The organism is Oleiphilus sp. HI0080, assembly GCF_001635135.1.
Genome location: NZ_LWFU01000667.1, coordinates 1 through 1,234 on the forward strand (window position 1 = coordinate 1; position 1,234 = coordinate 1,234).

The following is a 1,234-nucleotide window of genomic DNA, read 5'->3' on the forward strand; positions in this document are numbered from 1 at the left end:
GTTTGTTGGCTGCGGCGCATGCCGATGAGGTGTTTTGTGAGACTGAGCAGCAGCTGATTTCTGTTCTTGCCGCTATTTGGGATCTGCCCCTGCCGGCTCTCATTAGTTCAGATAAATAGAGATGGTCTTAAGTGACGACAGATAAAACATGAGGATCAAGCTTAGCTAAGCGCTTTTTCTAAGGTCGGGGAGGGTCAATCTAAAAGCTCGTGTTAGCTGCAACAACTGAAGCCCTGTTGAATAGGTGGGCACTTAACTGAGCCATAAGAGCAAAACACGCAGCAGTCGCCTTGATTTGGTTTCAGAAGCTTCTTACATCCTTCACATTCGTAAAAGTAGACACAGGCATCCGTCGGCATGACTTCGGTTTTATGATGGCCGCAATTAGGGCATGTGATCTTCGATTCAAGAATAACATTTGCCATTTTAGTTTTGCCTTTAAGTGCATTTAACGCATGGTCTTGGGTAGCGGCGATGGCTTGCTGTGTTTTGGGGGATGGTTAGGTTCATAAAAGTAATACTTTAAAACCGATCAGGATGAGTATTACACCCCCCAACATCTCCGCTTTGCTCTCTAAGAAGGTACCACTCTTGGCGCCAATAAATACGCCAAACCAACTAAATATAAATGTGATAATGCCTATTAGCGAACAGGCAAGGAGTGGGTTTATTTCAATAAGTGTTAGGGTAAATCCTGCGGCCATTGCATCTATGCTTGTTGCTATAGCGAGAACCAACATCACCCGGTGGGTGATTTGAGCAATATCTTCTTCAATTCCCTCTGACATTGCTTCGTAAATCATCTTTGCGCCAATCAGTAAGAGGAGAGAAAAAGCGATCCAGTGCGCGTAATTTTCGATTATCCCGAATACGCCTTTACCGCCTAAAAAACCGATTAAGGGCATAAGCGCTTGAAATAGGCCAAAATAAATGGCGGCTTTAACTGCGAGAGCAGAGGTTCTCTGCTCATGCTTCGAGCCAAGGCCGATGGAAACGGCAAATGCGTCCATGCTCAGTGCAACCGCTAAAATTAAGACTTCAAACATTTATTGGTCTCTAAATTTGGGGCTTAGCTTTCTGAAGATTTGAGCGCTACAGTTTGGGCCATTGCTTGATTTCCTTCTTTTCCCAAAGCTTTGATCACTCCTTGTCGGTTTTCACCGCTTTGATTCTGGCTGACTTTCCATTTGCCCTGCATTTCGTCGACGCTTACGCGTATACCAACAATGGCATT

The 1,234-nt window shown here is 44.8% G+C and carries 2 protein-coding genes; both read right to left on the minus strand.

Translation table 11 applies throughout. From position 1 onward, the window contains the following. Positions 1 to 212: 212 nt before the first annotated feature. Positions 213 to 425, minus strand: coding sequence for a GDCCVxC domain-containing (seleno)protein (locus A3751_RS23785; RefSeq protein WP_082863277.1), 213 nt, complete (start codon positions 423 to 425; stop codon positions 213 to 215). An 81-nt stretch (positions 426 to 506) separates the two neighbouring features. Next, positions 507 to 1,046: a manganese efflux pump MntP family protein gene (locus tag A3751_RS14470; protein WP_068457358.1), complete on the minus strand. Its 540-nt coding sequence runs from the start codon at positions 1,044 to 1,046 to the stop codon at positions 507 to 509. Positions 1,047 to 1,234 lie beyond the last annotated feature (188 nt).

What these genes read in the sequence shown, in the direction of transcription:
- A3751_RS23785 (WP_082863277.1), bottom strand. Translation starts at nt 425, where the DNA reads ATGGCAAATGTTATTCTTGAATCGAAGATCACATGCCCTAATTGCGGC.
- A3751_RS14470 (WP_068457358.1), bottom strand. Translation starts at nt 1,046, where the DNA reads ATGTTTGAAGTCTTAATTTTAGCGGTTGCACTGAGCATGGACGCATTT.